The organism is Amycolatopsis sp. lyj-108 (assembly GCF_046549005.1).
Taxonomy (GTDB): domain Bacteria; phylum Actinomycetota; class Actinomycetes; order Mycobacteriales; family Pseudonocardiaceae; genus Amycolatopsis.
This window is the reverse complement of sequence record NZ_JAJPWQ010000002.1, coordinates 342,088-355,875: the sequence shown is the minus strand read 5'-3', so window position 1 is coordinate 355,875 and position 13,788 is coordinate 342,088. Positions and strand designations below refer to the sequence as shown.

At 68.1% G+C, this 13,788-nt stretch carries 17 protein-coding genes; 7 read left to right on the top strand and 10 right to left on the bottom strand.

Going from position 1 to position 13,788, the window contains the following annotated elements; all coding sequences use genetic code 11:
- Positions 1 to 6: 6 nt before the first annotated feature.
- Together ACLJO0_RS07950 and ACLJO0_RS07945 are read right to left on the bottom strand one after the other, a co-directional pair.
- Positions 7 to 1,182, bottom strand: coding sequence for a L,D-transpeptidase (locus ACLJO0_RS07950; RefSeq protein ID WP_410577258.1), 1,176 nt, complete (start codon positions 1,180 to 1,182; stop codon positions 7 to 9).
- A 209-nt stretch (positions 1,183 to 1,391) separates the two neighbouring features.
- The gene (locus ACLJO0_RS07945) at positions 1,392 to 2,456 is read right to left on the bottom strand and encodes a UDP-N-acetylmuramate dehydrogenase (RefSeq protein WP_410577256.1); all 1,065 of its coding nucleotides are present in this window, start codon (positions 2,454 to 2,456) and stop codon (positions 1,392 to 1,394) included.
- A 26-nt stretch (positions 2,457 to 2,482) separates the two neighbouring features.
- On the opposite strand from ACLJO0_RS07945, the gene ACLJO0_RS07940 reads away from it, so the two are divergent.
- From ACLJO0_RS07940 to ACLJO0_RS07920, 5 genes are all read left to right on the top strand, one after another.
- Complete coding sequence (locus ACLJO0_RS07940; protein ID WP_125790242.1) at positions 2,483 to 2,980, top strand: DUF2505 domain-containing protein; 498 nt, start codon at positions 2,483 to 2,485, stop codon at positions 2,978 to 2,980.
- Complete coding sequence (locus ACLJO0_RS07935) at positions 2,962 to 3,759, top strand: class I SAM-dependent methyltransferase (protein WP_410577254.1); 798 nt, start codon at positions 2,962 to 2,964, stop codon at positions 3,757 to 3,759. Before ACLJO0_RS07940 ends, ACLJO0_RS07935 begins: the two co-directional genes overlap by 19 nt.
- A gap of 63 nt (positions 3,760 to 3,822) precedes the next feature.
- Positions 3,823 to 4,482 (top strand): DedA family protein, encoded by a 660-nt coding sequence (locus ACLJO0_RS07930; RefSeq protein ID WP_410577253.1) that lies wholly within the window; start codon positions 3,823 to 3,825, stop codon positions 4,480 to 4,482.
- Positions 4,460 to 5,344: a formyltetrahydrofolate deformylase gene (gene purU, locus ACLJO0_RS07925; protein ID WP_410577251.1), complete on the top strand. Its 885-nt coding sequence runs from the start codon at positions 4,460 to 4,462 to the stop codon at positions 5,342 to 5,344. Before ACLJO0_RS07930 ends, purU begins: the two co-directional genes overlap by 23 nt.
- Positions 5,345 to 5,359: 15 nt before the next feature.
- A complete protein-coding gene (locus tag ACLJO0_RS07920; RefSeq protein ID WP_410577249.1) occupies positions 5,360 to 5,989 on the top strand; it encodes a pyridoxamine 5'-phosphate oxidase family protein in 630 nt (209 codons plus the stop codon).
- A 78-nt stretch (positions 5,990 to 6,067) separates the two neighbouring features.
- On the opposite strand, the gene ACLJO0_RS07915 is transcribed toward ACLJO0_RS07920, so the two are convergent.
- The 3 genes from ACLJO0_RS07915 to ACLJO0_RS07905 all read right to left on the bottom strand — a co-directional run bounded on the left by ACLJO0_RS07915 (position 6,068) and on the right by ACLJO0_RS07905 (position 8,658).
- Positions 6,068 to 7,066, bottom strand: coding sequence for an NADP-dependent oxidoreductase (locus ACLJO0_RS07915; RefSeq protein ID WP_396554758.1), 999 nt, complete (start codon positions 7,064 to 7,066; stop codon positions 6,068 to 6,070).
- Positions 7,067 to 7,170: 104 nt separating this feature from the next.
- Positions 7,171 to 7,605 carry an SRPBCC family protein gene (locus ACLJO0_RS07910; protein WP_125788649.1) on the bottom strand — a complete coding sequence of 145 codons (435 nt, stop codon included), beginning with the start codon at positions 7,603 to 7,605 and terminating at the stop codon, positions 7,171 to 7,173.
- 156 nt (positions 7,606 to 7,761) lie between these two features.
- Complete coding sequence (locus tag ACLJO0_RS07905; RefSeq protein WP_410578200.1) at positions 7,762 to 8,658, bottom strand: ABC transporter substrate-binding protein; 897 nt, start codon at positions 8,656 to 8,658, stop codon at positions 7,762 to 7,764.
- 173 nt (positions 8,659 to 8,831) lie between these two features.
- Here ACLJO0_RS07905 and ACLJO0_RS07900 point away from each other — a divergent pair, with 173 nt between their 5' ends.
- Positions 8,832 to 9,515: an ABC transporter permease gene (locus tag ACLJO0_RS07900; protein ID WP_410578198.1), complete on the top strand. Its 684-nt coding sequence runs from the start codon at positions 8,832 to 8,834 to the stop codon at positions 9,513 to 9,515.
- A complete protein-coding gene (locus tag ACLJO0_RS07895; RefSeq protein WP_410577246.1) occupies positions 9,512 to 10,228 on the top strand; it encodes an ABC transporter permease in 717 nt (238 codons plus the stop codon). The genes ACLJO0_RS07900 and ACLJO0_RS07895 overlap by 4 nt, the downstream gene beginning before the upstream one ends.
- Here ACLJO0_RS07895 and ACLJO0_RS07890 read toward each other — a convergent pair.
- The 5 genes from ACLJO0_RS07890 to ACLJO0_RS07870 form a co-directional block, all read right to left on the bottom strand.
- Complete coding sequence (locus ACLJO0_RS07890) at positions 10,167 to 11,621, bottom strand: aromatic amino acid lyase (protein WP_410577244.1); 1,455 nt, start codon at positions 11,619 to 11,621, stop codon at positions 10,167 to 10,169. The genes ACLJO0_RS07895 and ACLJO0_RS07890 overlap by 62 nt on opposite strands.
- Positions 11,618 to 12,172 carry a YbaK/EbsC family protein gene (locus tag ACLJO0_RS07885; RefSeq protein ID WP_410577242.1) on the bottom strand — a complete coding sequence of 185 codons (555 nt, stop codon included), beginning with the start codon at positions 12,170 to 12,172 and terminating at the stop codon, positions 11,618 to 11,620. The genes ACLJO0_RS07890 and ACLJO0_RS07885 overlap by 4 nt, the downstream gene beginning before the upstream one ends.
- A 13-nt stretch (positions 12,173 to 12,185) precedes the next feature.
- A complete protein-coding gene (locus tag ACLJO0_RS07880) occupies positions 12,186 to 12,479 on the bottom strand; it encodes a DUF2516 family protein (protein ID WP_125790253.1) in 294 nt (97 codons plus the stop codon).
- An 85-nt stretch (positions 12,480 to 12,564) separates the two neighbouring features.
- Positions 12,565 to 13,245 carry a hypothetical protein gene (locus ACLJO0_RS07875; protein ID WP_125788643.1) on the bottom strand — a complete coding sequence of 227 codons (681 nt, stop codon included), beginning with the start codon at positions 13,243 to 13,245 and terminating at the stop codon, positions 12,565 to 12,567.
- Positions 13,242 to 13,649 (bottom strand): helix-turn-helix domain-containing protein, encoded by a 408-nt coding sequence (locus tag ACLJO0_RS07870; protein WP_125791490.1) that lies wholly within the window; start codon positions 13,647 to 13,649, stop codon positions 13,242 to 13,244. Before ACLJO0_RS07870 ends, ACLJO0_RS07875 begins: the two co-directional genes overlap by 4 nt.
- Positions 13,650 to 13,788: the final 139 nt, after the last annotated feature.

Below are 13,788 nucleotides of genomic sequence, written 5' to 3'. Positions count from 1 at the left end.
TCCCACCTACTTGATCGCGGACAGTGCCTTCCACGACTTCCAGTCGTAGAACCAGTTCTTGACGTCCGATTTCATCGGGCTGCCCAGTTTCGACCCGGTGATCTCCACCGGGTCGCCGATCATCGCGGTGTCGAAGTACTTCTTCGCGTCCGAGTCGAGCAGGTTCACGCAGCCGTGCGAGGTGTTGGCCTTGCCGATGTTCGCCGCGTTGTCCTGGTTCTCGTGGATGTACTCGCCGTTGTTCGAGATCCGGCAGGCCCACTTCTTGTTGACGTTGGTGTAGCCGTAACGCGCGTTGTCGAACCGCGCCGTCGGCTCCTTCGTCATCACGATGAACGTGCCGTTGGGGGTGTTGCGCTGGACGTCGGAGTCGAGCCCGTTCGAACACGGGTAGCTCGCCGATTCGGACCCGCCCCGGTAGACCTTCATCACCTTGTCCGGGGTGTTGATCTTGACGACCTGGTTGCGGCCGATCTTGAAGTCGGTAGTCACGTCGGCCTTGCCGTACGCGCCACCGCCGAGCGCGACGCCGTAGAGCTTCGCCTCGACGCTGACCTTGATGTTGGCGGGCCAGTACTCCTTGGGCCGCCAGTCGACCTGCGTGTCCGAAAGCCAGCCCCAGGAGCCCTCGACGTCCTTGTCGGTCTTCACCTTGAGCGCCTTTTCGGCGGCCGCCTTGTCCTTGACCGGGGACGCGAACTTCACGCTGATCGGCATCGCGACGCCGACTTCGGCGTCGTCGGTCGGGTTCAGCGTGGCGCGAATCTCCTTGGCGGGCTTGACCGTGGTGAACGAGCCCTTGAACTCGGCGGGCTTGTTGTCGCTGCCGGTGGCCTTCGCGGCGTACGTGTACGTCTTGCCGTAGCCGAGGACTTCGGCGCTGGTCCAGGTGAGCCCGTCGGGGGAAAGTTCACCCTTGACGTCCTTGCCACCGTCCGCGCTGACCTTGACCTCGGTGAGCTTCCCGTCGGCGACCTTGACCACGACCGGGGTCACCACGGAGGCGTCCTTGGCGTCGGCGGCGGGTTCGGCGGTGATCTTCGCGACCGGGGCGGCGTTCTGTTCTTCGCCACCGCTGCCTTCCGGCTTGGCGTTGCCGCCTTCTTCGCTGGAGCAGGCCGCGGCCAGCATGGCCGCCCCCGCGGCGAGCGCGGCCTTGAACACCGTGCGCCGTTCGATCACCGTCTACCTCCCACTGGCCCCCGCGAGCTTCTACCCGCTCAGCGCTGAGGACCTCTCCGACGTTACCCGCGGCGACGGAACTCACCCGCCCCGCTCATGGGGATAGACGCACGGGAGCGGCGCGAGGTTGTTCACCCACCCGCAATTCGTCATCTGCTTGCGATCTTTGCGCATGCAAGGGACCGCAAGCAGATGACGAATTGCGGGGGTCAGAGCGAGCAGTTGATGAGCAGGGGTTCGGGGTGCAGCGAAACACCGAAGCGAGCTTCGACGCCGTCGCGCACCTCGCGCGCCAGAGCGAGAAGGTCCTCTGTCGAGGCCTTGCCCCGGTTCGTGAGCGCGAGCGTGTGCTTCGTCGACAGCGAAACCCGGCCGCCGGGCCCCTCGTGGCCCTTCCCGAATCCGGCCCGCTCGATCAGCCACGCGGCGGACAGCTTCGTGCCGCCGGGTGCCGGGTACTGCGGCACGCGCACGTCCTCGCCGACGACGTCCACGATCCCCGCCAGCACCTTCGCCAGCCGTGCCTCCCCGATGATCGGGTTGGTGAAGAACGAGCCCGCGCTCCACGTGTCGTGGTCGTCGGCGTCCAGGACCATGCCCTTGCCGCGACGCAGGCCGAGGACCGCTTCGCGCGCTTCGGCCGTCGGGACCCGGTCACCGATCTCGACGCCGAGCGTGCGGGCGAGTTCGGCGTAGCGGATGGGGGCCGAGAGGCCGTCTTCGCTGACCTTGAAGCGCACTGTGAGTACTACGCCAGCGTCAGTCCCCTTCAGGATCGACGTGCGGTAGCCGAAGCCGAGTTCCTCGGCGGTCAGCGTGCGGATCTCGCGGGTGGCGCGGTCGTAGAGGTCGACCGAGACCAGCGACTCAGCCACTTCGCAGCCGTACGCGCCGACGTTCTGGATCGGCGTCGCGCCGACCGAACCGGGGATGCCGGAGAGGCATTCGAGCCCGCCGATGCCCTCGGCGACCAGCCCCTCGACGAAACCGTCCCAGTTCTGGCCCGCCGCGACCTCGACGAGATCTCCGTCACGTGTCCAGCCGGTGTTGCCGACCTTCAGTACCGCGCCGTCGAAGCCGTCGTCGGCGACGACGAGGTTCGAACCGCCGCCGAGGAGCAGGACCGGTTCACCCGCTTCGTCGGCTTCGCGGACCGCCTCGACCAGGGCCTGCACGGTCTTCGCCTCGGCATATCGCCGCGCCGGACCGCCGAGCCGCAGGGTGGTGTGGTCGGCGAGGGCGGCGTGCTGGGTGGGAGTTTCGGCAGTGCTCACGCCCGTGAACGGTACTGTCTGGCGCCATGGCCTCCCGTATCGAGCACCGCTCAACGTTCTCCGCCGACGTCGCGACCACGTTCGACGCGGTCGCCGGCGAGGCGGCGCTGCGGGCAAGGCTGGAGCAGATCGGCGGCGACGACGCGGAGCTGCTGGAGTTCGTCCCGGCCGGCGACGGCGTGCGCTACAAGCTGCGTCAGGGCATCAGCTCGGACAAGCTCCCCTCGGCCGTGCGGACGCTGCACCGGGGCGATCTGGTCGTCGAGCGCGAGCAGACCTGGAAGGCCGCCGGAGCCGGCTACACCGGCACCGCGACGGCGTCGGTCTCCGGCGTGCCGGGCGAGATCACCGCGAAGACGTCGCTGACCGGCGAAGGCGAGCAGGCGACGCTGGTCAACAGCGGCGAGGTCAAGGTGCGGATCCCGTTCGTCGGCGGGAAGCTGGAAGGCGTGATCGCCGAACAGGTCACCAAACTGCTGGAACGCGAGGCCGAATTCGTCGCGAAGTGGCTGGCCGAGCGCTGAAACCGGTCGGGGCACCGACACGGGGCACGACCAATCCCAACCGGCTCCGCCGCGTCGACCGCTGGTTCGCGAGCGACCCCGGTGTGACACGGCTGCTGCGCCGCGCGGACGAACCGCTCGTCGTGGACCTCGGCTACGGCGCCTCACCGGTGACCACGGTCGAGATGGCGCGGTGGCTGCGCACGGTCCGGCGCGACGTCCGGGTGCTGGGCCTGGAGCTGGACGCCGAACGGGTCGCCGTCGCGCAATCCGCCGTCGACCGGCCGTGGCTGGACTTCCGGCGCGGCGGCTTCGAACTCGCCGGGACGCGGCCGGTGCTGGTGCGCGCGTTCAACGTGCTGCGGCAGTACGACGAAGCGGAGGTCCCGGGCGCCTGGTCGCTGATGCTGGACGCGATGACGCCGGGCGGACTGCTCGTCGACGGCACCTGCGACGAGATCGGACGGCTGAGCACCTGGGTCGCGGTCGGCTCCGACGGGCCACGCACCCTGACCCTTTCCGTCCACCTCGCCAGCCTGGAACGTCCGTCCACAGTGGCCGAACGACTGCCCAAGATCCTCATCCACCGCAACGTCCCCGGTGAACGCGTCCACGAACTACTGTCCACTCTGGACACTTGCTGGGCGACGGCGGCGCCGCATCAGAACTTCGGCGTCCGTGCCCGCTGGGCGCACGCCGTGCACCTGCTCACCGCCCGGGGCTGGCCGGTGCTGAACAGGCCGTCACGGTGGCGGCTGGGTGAACTCACCGTGCCGTGGTCGTCAGTGGCGCCCGACTAGGAATTCATCGGCCGAACCCCGCTCCGTCACCCCAAAGCGACCTGCGGTGATCACGATGGAACCGTGGAACTGCTGGAGTACGTCACCGAGCTGCTCGAGGGCACGCTGGGATCGCCCTGGCTGTGGGTGATCGTGTTCCTCGTGTCCGGGTTGGACGCGCTCCTGCCGTTCATGCCGAGCGAGACCACCGTCATCACCGTCGCCGTCCTGATCGGCACGGATCTTCCCCAGCTGGCGCTGCTCGCGCTGGTCGCCGCGCTCGGGGCCTGGCTGGGCGACTGTCTCGGCTACACCCTCGGCGCGGCCGCGGGCCCGCGAGCGCTCGCCCGCCTGCAACGCGGACCGGACGGGGTCCGGCGCTACGAATGGGCGAAGATCCAGGTGCGACGCAACGCCGTCCTGCTGATCCTCGCCGCCCGCTACCTGCCCGGCGGCCGTGTCGCGAGCGGGCTCGCCAACGGCAGCCTCGGGTATCCGCCGGGCAAGTTCGTCCCGCTCGACGCCCTCGGCGCGAGCATCTGGGCGGTGTACAGCGTCCTTATCGGTCTCGTCGGCGGAGCGGCCTTCGCGGACGAGCCGGAGAAGGGACTTCTGCTCTCTTTCGCGCTCGGCCTGCTGCTGGTCGCGGCGATCGAGGTCGGGCGGCGGGTCCGCGTGCGCATACTGACCCGGCGCCGCGCGGCGGCCGGGACCAGCGACAATGGTGTGTGTGTCGAACCCTGAACGTCGCTATGTGATCTCCTTCGGCTGCCCCGACCGCACGGGCATCATCGCCCGGATCTCGGGTTTCCTCGCCGAACACGGCGGTTGGATCGTCGAAGCGGCGTACCACACGGACCCGGACACCGGCTGGTTCTTCACCCGCCAGGTCGTCCGCGCCGACTCGCTGCCGTTCGACGCCACCGAACTGCGCACCCGCTTCGCCGAGGTCGCGACGTCGCTTTCGGCCGAGTCCAGCTGGCAGGTCAGCGACACCGGCGAGCGCCGCCGCGTGGTGATCCTCGTCTCCAAGGCCGGGCACTGCCTCTACGACCTCCTCGGCCGGGTCGCTTCCGGGGAACTGGACGTCGACGTCGCCGCGGTCATCGGCAACCACGCGTCGCTGGGCGACATCACCCGCGCCCACGGCATCCCGTTCCACCACGTGCCGTTCCCCGCCGGTGACGCTACTGCCAAGGCGTCCGCCTTCGCCGAGGTGCGGAAACTGGTCGACGAACACGACCCGCACGCCGTCGTCCTCGCCCGGTTCATGCAGGTCCTGCCCGCGGAACTGTGCGAAGCGTGGGCCGGGCGGGCGCTCAACATCCACCACAGCTTCCTGCCGTCGTTCGTCGGCGCGCGGCCGTACCACCAGGCCCACGCGCGTGGCGTGAAGCTCATCGGCGCGACCTGCCACTACGTCACCGCCGACCTCGACGCGGGCCCGATCGTCGACCAGGACGTCATCCGCGTCGACCACGGCGACTCGGTCGAGGACATGGTCCGCAAGGGCCGCGACATCGAGAAGGTGACGCTGGCGCGCGGGCTGCGGTGGCACCTCGAGGGCCGCGTGCTGGTGCACGGGAACCGGACTGTCGTCTTCTGATGGTTCACTAAGGTCATGGGGACCTCAGAGATCAAAGTGATCGAGACGCGCGAAGCGCTCCGTGAACACCTCGGTCACCCGGCCGAGCGCACCAAGGGGAAGATCATCCCCTTCCTCGACCAGCACGCGCGCACGCTGATCGAACACTCGCCGTTCTACCTGCTGGCGACCGCGTCGGCCGACGGGACCTGTGACGTCTCCCCGCGCGGCGACCCGGCCGGTTCCGTGAAGGTGCTCGACGACAAGACGCTGGTGCTGGCGGACCGGCCCGGCAACAAGCTGCTCGACAGCCAGACCAACATCCTCGAAAACCCGCACGCCGGGCTGCTGTTCCTGATCCCGGGGATGAACGAGACGCTGCGGATCAACGGCCGCGCGAAACTGGTCGCGGACGCGCCGTTCTTCGACGACCTCGTGGTCAAGGGGAAACGGCCCGCGCTGGCGATCCTGGTCGAGGTCGAAGAGCTGTACATGCACTGCGCCAAGGCTTTCCTGCGGTCCTCGCTGTGGAAGCCGGAAACCTGGCCGGAGCGGTCCAGCCTGCCGACCGCCGGCCAGATCTTCCGGGACCAGATGAAGCTGGACATGACGGCGGAGGCGCTGGACGCCGCCTTGACGCACGGCGCGCTGACCACTCAGTACTGAACCCCCGCGCGTGCTATGAAAGGTCCTTTCCTTGCAAATTTTGCAAGGAAAGGACCTTTCATAGCACTTGAGTGAGCCTCAGACGCGGACCAGCATCTTGCCGGTGTTCGCTCCGCCCAGCAGGTCCAGGAACGCCTGCGGCGCGTTGCGGATACCGTCCACAATGGTCTCCGAGTACTTGAGCTCACCGGAGGCGACCAGCGGCGCGACCTCCTTCACGAACCGCGGCTGCAGCGCGTAGTGGTCGCCGACCAGCATGCCGCGCATGGTGAACCGCTTCGCGATGATCGAGGCGAGATTGCGCGGTGCGGCGGCCGGTTCGGTGTTGTTGTAGACCGAGATCATCCCGCAGATCGCCATCCGGCCGTGCAGGTTGATCGAGTCGATGGCCGCTTCGAGGTGCTCGCCGCCGACGTTGTCGAAGTACACGTCGATGCCTTCGGGCGCCGCCGCGCGCAGCTGCTCGGCGACCGGGGCGTCCTTGTAGTTGAACGCCGCGTCGAAGCCCAGTTCGTCGGTCAGCCACTTGACCTTCTCGTCGGTGCCCGCGCTGCCGATGACCCGCTTCGCGCCCTTCAGCTTCGCCAGCTGGCCGACGACGGAACCGACCGCGCCCGCCGCGCCGGACACGAAGACGGTGTCGCCCTCCTTGAACTCCGCGACGTCGAGCAGCCCGGCGTACGCGGTGAGCCCGGTCATGCCGAGGACGCCGAGGTACGCGCTGATCGGCGCGGCCTCGGGGTCGACCTTCACCGCGTGCTTCGCGGCGACGACGGCGTGGGAGCGCCAGCCGAGGCCGTGCAGCACGATGTCGCCCGGCTGGAAGTCGTCCACGGTGGACTCGAGCACTTCACCGACGGCGCCGCCGTGCATGACCTTGCCGACCTCGTACGGCTCGGCGTAGGACTTCGCGCTGCTCATCCGGCCGCGCATGTACGGATCCACGCTCAGCACCTGGTTGCGGACCAGGATCTGACCCTCGCCCGGAGTCGGGATTTCGACGTCGGCGATCTCGAAGTTCTCGAGCGTCGGGACACCGTGCGGACGGGAGGCGAGCCGGATCTCGGTTGCGTTCACGGGGTAACTCCAAGTCTGTTGCGAACCTCAAGCGGGGCGATCGCCCCGTATTCACGACCGGTACAACGAGCTAACCGGGGCGACCATTCCGATTGTGGCGAGCGCTACACGACCTCGGCGAGTTTGCCGAGCACTCCCTCGTAGATCCGCTTGAGCCCACCGGGCGCGAAGGTCTTCTCGAAGAAGCCGCCGATGCCGCCCGCGCCGTCCCAGGTCGTCTCGATGCGGACGAGACTGCCCTCCGGCACCTCGCGGACGGTCCACGTGGTGACCATGCTGGAGTTCGCGTCGGTCTCGACGAGGGTGCCTTCGGACGGCTCGGTCACCGTCGCGGCGACGTCACGCACACGCTTCGACGTCGCCTGAAGCTTCCAGCTCGCCTTCGTGCCCGCGCCGACTCCACCTTCGGTGACCTCGTAATCGCGGTAGTGCTCCGTCAGCAGCTTCGGCCGGGTTTCGGTGTAGTCCGCGACGAGCGCCCTGACCTTGTCCGCCGGCGCCTCGATGGTGCGCTCCGCGATGGCCGTGACCTTTCCCATCCCACTCCCTTTCACCCGTGTTGCAACGACAGCGTCCACGATTCCACCGCTGTCCGCAGCCGGAGCGGGCGCCCCCTGCCCCGAACGCCATGAAAGGTCCTTTCCTTGCAAAATTTGCAAGGAAAGGACCTTTCATGGCACTCGCGAGGAAGAGCCTCAGATGAGGGACTTCTCCTTCAGCCACTCCTTCGCGACGTCTCCCGGCTTCTCGCCGTCCGCGTCGACGCGCTTGTTCAGCTCACGCAGCTGCACGGTGTCGAGGGCCTTGCTCACGGCGTTGACGGCGGCCGCGAAGTCGGCGCCGCGCTCGTCGAGGACCTTCTTCTTCACCGCGGGTACGACGTTCTCGGTCGGCACGATGGCGAGGTCGTCCTCCAGCGCCACGAACTGCGGGTCGCCGACGAGCGGGCTCACCGAGTCGACCGGGATGACGGTGACCTTGCCGGACCGCAGCTGCTCGACGCGCGGGCCCGCCTCCTGCACCGTCTGGAAGGTGGCCTTCAGCTTGTAGACGTCGGTGAAGCCTTTGAAGCAGGGGAGCCGCTCCGCGCACTCGGGCGCGCCGGCGACGACGACGTTGTCGATCTTGGCCAGATCGCTGATCTTCGCCAGTCCCTTCTCCTTGGCGAGATCGGCCTTCACGATGTAGGTGTTCTTGTTCTCCGCCGGTGACTGCTCCAGCAGGGCGATGTCGTCGGGCTCGAACAACTTCTTGAGCTGCTCGTGTTCGCCCTGCGCGTCCTTCGCGGCTTCCTTGCCGAATCCAGTGCTGATGGCGGCACCCTGGTACTCCGGGATGAACTGGAGCTCACCGGATTTCAGCGCCGGGTAGATCAGCTCGCGCGAAGCGAGGTTCAGCTTGCGGGTGATCGGATAGCCCTTGGCCTCCAGCGCGTTCGCGTACAGCTCGGCGAGGATCACGCTGTCGGTGAAGTTGAAGGAGGCGACCACGATCGGCGCTCCGCCCTTGCTCTGCGCGGCTGGGGCCGCCGCGTCGTCGCCACCCCCACAGGCGGTCATACCGAGGACGGCGGCGGCGAGCACCGCGCCCACTCGAACATTCCGTGTCCAGCGCACGTGCACACTCCTATGACTCGTTCAGAGGAATGGACAGTATCTCCGGGTCACGACAGAATCCACATTTTGAGAGTTGCGCCCCGTACGCTCCCAGAGAACGGAATCAGGCGACCCGATCGGGGTAAGGTCGGCCGGTGCGAGCCTCTTCCGTGTTCCCCGTTCCCGCCCAAGGCGGGCGGCCACTCTTCGAGTGGCGGTGGGTGGACCGCCATCTCGACGAGATCTTCGAACGGCTCGGCGAGCACATCACGTTGACCGCGACGGCGCTCGCCATCGGGCTGGTGGTGTCGATCGGTGTTTCCGTGGTTTCGCTGCGTCGCCGGTGGTTCTACGTCTTCGCGCTGAGCGTGGCGGGTTCGTTGTACGTCATCCCGAGTCTCGGCGCCTTCGCCGTACTGGTGCCCTTCACCGGCCTGACGTCCTTCACCACCGCGGTCATCCCCTTGGCGACGTACACGTTGCTGATCCTCATCCGCAACATCGTCACCGGCGTCGAACAAGTGCCCAAGGAAGTCCGGGAAGCCGCCATAGGCATGGGTTTCACGCGTTCGCGATTGCTGTGGCAGGTCGAACTGCCGCTCGCGCTGCCGGTGGTGATCGCGGGGCTGCGGGTCGCGGCGGTGACCACTATCGGGCTGGTGACGGTGACTTCCATGCTCGGCAAGGGCGGTCTCGGGTACTTCATCCGTAACGGGATCCAGACCGCGACGCCGAATCCGACGTCGATCATCGTCGGCGTCGGGCTTTCCGTGGTACTGGCCGTGGTGGTGGATCTGCTGCTGTGGCTCGGTGGGCGCGCGCTCGCGCCGTGGTCGCGGAAGGCGGCGCGATGAGCATCATCGACCAGGCCATCGAGTGGCTGGGTGAACCGAATCGCTGGAGCTGGACCGATCCGGCGGGTGTGCCGTACCGGACGGTCGAGCATCTCCAGTTCTCCTTGGTGGCACTGGCGATCTCGGCGGTGCTGACGATCCCGCCCGCGTTGTGGCTGGCGCATTACCGCCGCGCACAGTTCCTCGCGACGAGCGCGGTGAACATCGGCCGCGCGATTCCCAGCTTCGGGCTGGTGATCCTGTTCTGGTTCCTGGCTTCCCGGCTGGAGGTCGACACGACGTTCTGGCCGCTGATGCTCGCGCTGGTGGCCTTGGCGCTGCCGCCGTTGTTCACGAACACCTACGCGGGAGTCCTGCAGCTGGAGCAGGAAACCGTCGACGCGGCGCGCGGAACCGGTTACCGCGAGTGGCAGATCATGCTGCGCCTGGAGTTGCCGCTCGCGTCGCCGGTCATCCTCGCGGGTGCCCGCGTCGCGTTCTTGCAACTGGTGGCGACCGTCGCGATCGGCGCGATCGTCAACGACGGCGGCGGCCTCGGCCGGTACATTGTGGACGGTTTCGCGCTCGGCGATCCGGGCCACGGCGAGATCCTGGCGGGCGGCATCGCGGTCGTCATCCTGGCTTTGGTGTGCGAGGGCGTTTTCGCGCTCGTCACTCGCTGGGTGACTCCGCGCGGGCTGGCCATCCAGTCCCGCGCGGATGCCCGGACCTGAGCACCGAAACCAAAGCCGTCACCTCCGGCCCCAATGACCGGTCCACCTCAACCGGCGGCACCAGTTCCCGGAGCCACTCGTAAGCGACACGAAGCGAGGGCGAACCATCCCCGGCTGCCAGGAATCGCGCCTGTGAACCCGTGATCAGTTCGCAGGCCGTGATGGCGAACATCCGCGCACAAGCGTCACGCAGCTGGTTCCCCGCCGCCCAGGCGAACGCCTGCACGTCCTCCTGCCCACCGGAAGTGTCGACGGAACCCAACGTCGCGGGTGTGGCCAGCCGCCGCAACGCGTGCAGTTCCCCCACCGCGCGTTTGTGCAACGGCACGAGCCCCGCCTGCGGTCCCGGGTCCATCGCGAGTTGCGCGGGCAGCCCGCTGAATCGCTCGTCGAGCAACCGGTGCGTCCGCTGCACGCTCACTTCGCCGAGATGCACGAGCGCCGCCGTGACCGCGTCCATCCGCAGCCCGAGTTCGACGGCGTGGAATCCCGTCGTGGACACGAATTCGCCGTCGAGGAAGGACGGCGAATCGGTCGGCATCGAACGCCGCAGGACAGCACCCAGCTCGTCGTTCACCCGCGTCAGGTGGGCGATCGCCCGCGGCGCGACGCGCACCGAGATCGCCGCCTGGACGACTTCCGGGCGCACGGTGGAACCGTCGAGCAAGCCACCGATCTCGTACAGCACCGACTCCAGCACACGGTCGTCTCCCGCCAGCGCAGGGCGATAGATCGCTTGTGGCGCACCGAGAACGTCGATCGCGATCGCGGCGGCCAGCGTCTGGAAGTCCACCACCTGCTGGACTTCGGTCCGCGCGAACGCCGCGAGAGTCTCGGTCAGTGGCGAGCCCTGGATGAGGGTCGCGCCTTCCTTGAGACCCGGCTCGTACGGCTTCGCCAGCACCTCCGACGCGGGCGTCTCGACGCCGTCCACCAGCACGGTCCCGACGCCGAGAAAGGTCTGGAAGGCATGCGCCAGCGGGATGATCTCGCCGGCGCTGCCCAAGCCCGTCCTCGGCACGGCGGGCGTGAACCCCTCGTTCAGCCGGTCGACGAGGAACGTCACCAGCTCCGGGCTCGCGCCGGCCTCGGACGCGAGCAGATCCCGCAGGCGCACCAGCAGAAGCCAGCGCACTTCGGCGGCCGAGAGCCACGGCGGACCGCCGACGGCCCGGCCGATCAGCAGATTCCGCTGGTGTGCGCTCGATGCGGGCGAAGCGACTCCCGCGAGCCGCCCCATCCCGGTGTTCACGCCGTAGACGGGGCGGTCGGACAGCGCGGCGAGGACGCGGGCGCGGTTCTCACCGAGGCCGGCGAGCAACGCGGCGTCGATCTCGAGGAACTCGGCCTCGAACGCCGAAGCCAGCGAGAAGTCCTTAGTGGACAGTCTCACTCGACGGGACGCGCGAGACCGTCGATCACTTCGGCACCGGGCAGGGACGCGAGGGTCGAGCCCGAGATCAGCAGCTTGCCGCCGCGGACACCGCTGCCGATGACCAGTTCGGGTTCGTCCGCGACGCGCTGGTCGATCAGGATCGGCCAGCCCTCCGGCAGGCCGACCGGCGTGATGCCGCCGTATTCCATGCCGGTGAGCGAGACGGCCTCGTCCATCGGGGCGAAGGAGGCCTTGCGGACGTCGAGGCGGCGCTTGATGACGCCGTTCACGTCGGCGCGGGTGGTCGCGAGGATCATCGCGGCGGCGAAGCGGACCTCGCCGGCGCGTTTGCCGGCGACGACGACGCAGTTCGCGGACGCGGAGAGCGGTGAGCCGTACGCCTCGCAGAAGGCGGCGGTGTCGGCAAGGTCCGCGTCGATCTCGACGACGCCGACGGCGTCCGGATCGGAAAGGGCGACGAGTGCCTTGGCGACGGGCTCGGCGAGCAGGTCCGGACGGGAGAGGGCGGGGACGACGGTGAGGGTTCCGGCGATGGTCCAGTCAGTCACACCGCCACCCTAATCACCAGTTGCGGCCGCCGCGCTGGACCTCGATGAGCTTGGGACGGACGTCCACGAGGTAGACCAGGACCGCGACCAGCGCGGGCAGCCACAGGATCATGCCGCCGCCGTAGAACTCGAACAAGGTCAGCACCACGGTGGCCCCGCCGGTGATGAGCATCCAGATGGGCTTGGTCTTGCGATCGGCGGCGGAATACGCGTCCGCGCGCTGCAGCAGCGCATGCACGAAAGCGAACAGCCCCGTCAGTGCGCCGCCCCAATGAATGGCGATGAGGATCCAGGTGGCAACGAACACGAAGTCAGCTTACGTCAAACCGGGCGAATGCCCGGGCCCCTGGCACCGAAGGCGGTGTCAGGGGCCCGGGAGTCCACGCGGATCTTTACTTCTCGGTGGTCTTCGGCGCGGTGGCCGGCTTCTTGGCGACCGGGCTGCTGGTGGTGCGGCGCGCGGGGGCCGTGGTCTTCGGCGCGGTCTTGTTGGCGACCTTGCGCGAAGCCGAGCGAGTCTCGTGCGCGAGGTCGTCGCCGATCTCCTCGACCTCGTCGGCGATCTCGCCGGCGACCTCGGTCACCTTGCGGGCGGTCTTCTCGCCCGCCGAGCGGGTGCCCTTGGTGACCTTGCCGAGCACGGTGTCGATGCGCTCACGGGCATCGCTGGTGGCGTCCTCGACGCGGTCCTGCGCGGTGCTCAGTGCGTCCTCGAGCTGCTCGATGGCCTTCTTGACCTGCGGCTGCGCGGCGATCTTGTCCCACGCCTGCTCGCCGGACTCTGCCAGCTTGTTGTACAGCTTCAGCGCGGCCTCGGTGTACTCGTCGATGACCTTGCGCAGCTCGGCCGGGTCCAGCTTCTCGCGGAGGCCCTCGACGTCGTGCGGCAGCTCTTCGATGTTCTTGCGGGCGCTCTCGCTGCCCTCGACGACGCGCTCCTTGGCCTTCGACACGGCGTCGACGACGGCCTGGCCTGCCAGGTTGCCGGCACCGAGGGCGGCAAGCAGCGGGGTGCGGACCTGGTCGAGGGCGGTGTGCTTGCGGTCGGTCTTGTTCTTCGTGGCCGTGGTCATGCTGACTCCTTGGATTCGGTGGCTTGTTCTGGGGTTGTCGCCACCGGTTCTGGCTTCGCGGCGGCGTTCTCGCGGCGGAACGTTTCGTAGACGTCGAGCAGGACCTGCTTCTGCCGTTCGGTCAGCTCGAGGTCGGCGCGGATCGCGTCGCCGACCGGGCCGCCCGTGGGCAGATCGAGGATTCCCGCTTGCACGTAGAGCGCCTCGGCCGAGATTCGCAGGCCTTTGGCGATCTGCTGCAGGATCTCCGCGCTGGGTTTGCGGACCCCGCGCTCGATCTGGCTCAGGTACGGATTGGACACGCCGGCGAGTTTCGACAGCTGCCGCAAGGAGATCTTCGCGTTGCTGCGCTGCTGGCGGATGTACTCGCCGATGTCGGAAGCGATGTCCGCGACCTTCTCCATCGGCCCGCCCGATGCGGGCTGGTCCCGGTTGGTGTCTGACATCGGTCACCTCCTCGCGACGTCTTCAACGCTACGCCGGGGTGCTAGCTATTGCAAGCACTCTGCTTGCAACCATCGGGTGTGTTGGTGCTCACCCCGC

What these genes read in the sequence shown, in the direction of transcription:
- ACLJO0_RS07940 (WP_125790242.1), top strand. Translation starts at nt 2,483, where the DNA reads ATGGCCTCCCGTATCGAGCACCGCTCAACGTTCTCCGCCGACGTCGCG.
- purU (WP_410577251.1), top strand. Translation starts at nt 4,460, where the DNA reads ATGGTGTGTGTGTCGAACCCTGAACGTCGCTATGTGATCTCCTTCGGC.
- ACLJO0_RS07920 (WP_410577249.1), top strand. Translation starts at nt 5,360, where the DNA reads ATGGGGACCTCAGAGATCAAAGTGATCGAGACGCGCGAAGCGCTCCGT.
- ACLJO0_RS07910 (WP_125788649.1), bottom strand. Translation starts at nt 7,605, where the DNA reads ATGGGAAAGGTCACGGCCATCGCGGAGCGCACCATCGAGGCGCCGGCG.
- ACLJO0_RS07895 (WP_410577246.1), top strand. Translation starts at nt 9,512, where the DNA reads ATGAGCATCATCGACCAGGCCATCGAGTGGCTGGGTGAACCGAATCGC.
- ACLJO0_RS07875 (WP_125788643.1), bottom strand. Translation starts at nt 13,245, where the DNA reads ATGACCACGGCCACGAAGAACAAGACCGACCGCAAGCACACCGCCCTC.
- ACLJO0_RS07870 (WP_125791490.1), bottom strand. Translation starts at nt 13,649, where the DNA reads ATGGAGAAGGTCGCGGACATCGCTTCCGACATCGGCGAGTACATCCGC.